Source organism: Vibrio sp. 1S139, from assembly GCF_041439475.1.
GTDB lineage: Bacteria > Pseudomonadota > Gammaproteobacteria > Enterobacterales > Vibrionaceae > Vibrio > Vibrio crassostreae_C.
The window spans coordinates 1-3462 of sequence record NZ_JBGOOD010000130.1 but is presented as its reverse complement, the minus strand read 5'-3'; the positions used below and the strand labels follow the sequence as shown (position 1 = coordinate 3462).

Here is a 3462-nt window from a genome sequence, read left to right as displayed (position 1 = left end):
GGCGGTATCTGTGTTGAGGCTTGAAAGTCAATGAGTCGATTTAAAGACGCTTACGTTTAATCTAGAGATTAAAAGCTATTTGCGAACCGCAATAGCTTCGATCTCGATACCTACATCTTTTGGTAGACGAGCTACTTCAACACATGAACGTGCAGGGTAGTTTGCAACGCCGTGCTCATCGAAGAATTTGCCGTAAACCTCGTTTACTGTGCCGAAGTCGTTTAGGTCTTTAACGAATACCGTTAGTTTTACGATGTCTTTTACAGTCAGGCCTGAAGCTTCAACAACCGCTTGAACGTTGTCTAGAGATTGGCGAGCTTGCTCTGCGATATCAGCAGATACTTCACCAGTTGCTGGGTTTACTGGGATTTGACCAGAAGTCAGTACCATGTTGCCAAGGTCAACGCCTTGTACGTATGGGCCGATTGCAGCTGGAGCAGATTCTGTGTGAAGTACTTTAGTCATTGGTTTATTCCATCAGTTATTAGATAAAAATCAATTTTCAGTGTGCCTTCAAACTTTGGATAGGTAAAGCGCAAAATACCCCGCACAGGCGAGGTATTTGATAGTTTTTACATACGGTCTGCTTTGCCGTATGACGTTATCTTTCTGTTACGATCTCGCGAGAGAAGACTTTTTCGCAATACTTACACTTCAATCGAATATCTTCTTTCTTTTCAAAGATCTTAAAGCTACTTTCAACCGGTTCATTGTGAGTAATACAGTTGGTGTTTGGACACTCGAACACATCGTTGATTTGCTCAGGAAGTTCTAGTGGTAGTTTCTTAACCACTTCGTAATCTTCGATTTGATTCACTGTTGCGTGAGGCGCATAAAGTGCCAGCTTGCTCGCCTGTTCTTCTGTGATAAACACATTCTCAATCTTGAGCAGGTCTTTTCCGCCTAGTGCAGAAGACGGTAGATTCAGGCCAATCGTCACGCGCTGATGAGAATTGTGCATGTCGAACAGTTTTAGAACCTTGATCCCGATATTGGCTGGGATATGGTCGATAACAGTACCGTTTCTGATTGCTTCAACTTTTAATTGAGTCTCTTTAGACATTATATCTCTCCTCTACAGCGTTTCGTTAAGAACAAGGGCTAGCAATGCTTCACGGGCGTAAACACCATTCTCTGCTTGCTGGAAGTAGTAAGCGTAAGGTGTTTTATCGACATCGACAGTAATTTCATCAACGCGAGGAAGAGGGTGCAGAACCTTCAGGTTATCGCGTGCATTTTCCAGCATCGAAGCGGTCAGGATGTATGCGGATTTTATGTGCGCGTATTCTGACTCATCGAAGCGCTCTTTTTGAACTCGAGTCATGTACAAGACATCGAGCTCAGGAATCACATCTTCCATGTCCGTCAATAGTTGGTACTTGATGCCCGCTTCATCAAGCTCTTCGCAAATGTAGTCTGGCATCGCTAGAGCTTCTGGAGCCACGAAGTAGAAACAGATGTTGTCGAACTTCGCTAGTGCTTGAGTCAATGAGTGAACCGTACGGCCGTACTTAAGGTCACCAACGAATGCAACGTTTAGGTTGTCGAGGCGGCCTTGTGTCTCAGCGATAGAGAATAGGTCTAGTAACGTTTGTGTTGGGTGTTGGTTTGCGCCGTCACCTGCGTTAATAACAGGTACACCGTTTGAGAACTCAGAAGCCAGACGCGCTGCGCCTTCTTGAGGGTGACGCATCACGTAAGCGTCAACGTATGAAGAGATAACCTGTACCGAGTCCGCTAGCGTTTCGCCTTTCTTTGCCAAAGAAGTGTTACCACCACTGTCGAAACCAATCACATCACCACCGATGCGTTGAATCGCAGTTTCAAAAGAGAGACGAGTTCGTGTAGAAGGTTCGAAGAAGCAGCTGGCAACAACTTTGTTCTTGATGAGTTCTGGGTTTGGTTCAGCCTTTAGCTGACCTGCCGTTTGAACAATTAATTCTAGCTCTTCACGAGAAAGCTCTGGAATTGAGATGATGTGCTTTTGATAGAGCGAGTTCGCCATGATCTTCTTCCCCACAATAATGTATTGGCCATAAAAAAGCCCCCCATAATGGGAGGCTTTAAAAAAGTGCTGAAAAGCAGAATAGACGGCCTGGTAAGCATCTTAGCTTACGAGCAATATTTGGTGTTTTCACAATATTACTATGTGTTTTCACAATATCATTATGTTTTATCACAACATTGCTTGGCGTCATTTTCATTACTCTCAGACAAATTGCCGAGCATTATACGCTTTCAATTTGTGAGCGCAAGCGATTACATCAAGCTTTTGTTTACTTTCAGTATTCGCTATTGACCCAGTGTCGCAACCATTACCGCTTTGATGGTATGCATGCGATTCTCAGCTTCATCAAACACAATTGAGTAATCCGATTCAAAGACTTCATCAGTAACTTCTAAACCGTTCATTCCATACTTATCTGCGACTTGCTGGCCGATCACGGTTTCATTGTTATGGAAAGCGGGTAGGCAGTGCATGAATTTCACTTGAGGATTGCCAGTGAGCTTAATGACATCCATATTCACTTGGTATGGTTTCATTACCGCTACACGTTCGTCCCAAGCTTCAGGGGCCTCGCCCATTGAAACCCAAACATCGGTATAAAGGAAATCACAGCCTTGAACACCTTCAGCAACGTCTTCTGTCAGCGTGATGTTGGCACCTGTGCTTTGCGCGATAGCTTGGCACTCTTCAACAAGCTGCTCTTCTGGCCAGAATGCTTTAGGCGCGACAAGGCGAATATCCATGCCCATCTTCGCGGCTCCGACTAACAGAGAGTTACCCATGTTATTGCGTGCATCGCCTAGGTAAGCAAAGCTGATTTGGTGCAGATGTTTTCCGCGACCATGCTCAAGCATAGTGAGGAAATCAGCCAAAATCTGAGTAGGGTGGAACTCATCGGTTAAACCATTCCAAACCGGCACGCCCGCATAAGCGCCTAAGTCTTCAACGATACTTTGGCCAAAGCCACGATATTCAATGCCATCGTACATGCGTCCCAATACACGCGCCGTATCTTTCATTGATTCTTTTTGACCAATCTGAGAACCAGAAGGGCCAAGGTAAGAGACTTGAGCACCTTGATCAAAGGCGGCCACTTCAAACGCACATCGTGTTCGAGTTGATGCTTTCTCGAAGATCAAAGCAATGTTTTTGCCGTTGAGTTTCTTCTGCTCAGTGCCTGCATACTTAGCTTTTTTTAGGTCAGCAGACAGGTCGAGTAAAAACTGAATCTCTTTAGGAGTAAAGTCGAGAAGTTTTAGAAAGTTACGATTGCGAAGATTAAAGGCCATCTCTCGCTCCTTGCGTATATAGAATCAATGAAGAACTTAGTTAAACATAAAAATGCTATATTTGTGAATATTTATTTTATTGATTTGATAAAAAAGGCCAGTAAATGAATAGCAATGCCGTTCGGATAAGCATTACTGTTTGAATCTAAACGGATATTTAGCTGG

Annotated in this window: 4 protein-coding genes; all 4 read right to left on the bottom strand. The window is 44.0% G+C overall.

Annotated elements, in window-relative coordinates; translation table 11 throughout:
* Positions 1–75: 75 nt before the first annotated feature.
* Complete coding sequence (locus tag ACED46_RS21540; RefSeq protein ID WP_004735319.1) at positions 76–465, bottom strand: RidA family protein; 390 nt, start codon at positions 463–465, stop codon at positions 76–78.
* A 136-nt stretch (positions 466–601) separates the two neighbouring features.
* Complete coding sequence (pyrI, locus tag ACED46_RS21535) at positions 602–1063, bottom strand: aspartate carbamoyltransferase regulatory subunit (RefSeq protein ID WP_017058927.1); 462 nt, start codon at positions 1061–1063, stop codon at positions 602–604.
* A gap of 12 nt (positions 1064–1075) precedes the next feature.
* The gene (gene pyrB / locus ACED46_RS21530) at positions 1076–2005 is read right to left on the bottom strand and encodes an aspartate carbamoyltransferase (RefSeq protein ID WP_012604860.1); all 930 of its coding nucleotides are present in this window, start codon (positions 2003–2005) and stop codon (positions 1076–1078) included.
* 287 nt (positions 2006–2292) lie between these two features.
* Positions 2293–3297 carry an ornithine carbamoyltransferase gene (locus ACED46_RS21525; RefSeq protein ID WP_017066667.1) on the bottom strand — a complete coding sequence of 335 codons (1005 nt, stop codon included), beginning with the start codon at positions 3295–3297 and terminating at the stop codon, positions 2293–2295.
* Positions 3298–3462 lie beyond the last annotated feature (165 nt).

Excerpts from the sequence above, each read along its gene's own strand:
- pyrI (WP_017058927.1), bottom strand. The coding sequence starts at position 1,063 with ATGTCTAAAGAGACTCAATTAAAAGTTGAAGCAATCAGAAACGGTACT.
- ACED46_RS21540 (WP_004735319.1), bottom strand. The coding sequence starts at position 465 with ATGACTAAAGTACTTCACACAGAATCTGCTCCAGCTGCAATCGGCCCA.
- pyrB (WP_012604860.1), bottom strand. The coding sequence starts at position 2,005 with ATGGCGAACTCGCTCTATCAAAAGCACATCATCTCAATTCCAGAGCTT.
- ACED46_RS21525 (WP_017066667.1), bottom strand. The coding sequence starts at position 3,297 with ATGGCCTTTAATCTTCGCAATCGTAACTTTCTAAAACTTCTCGACTTT.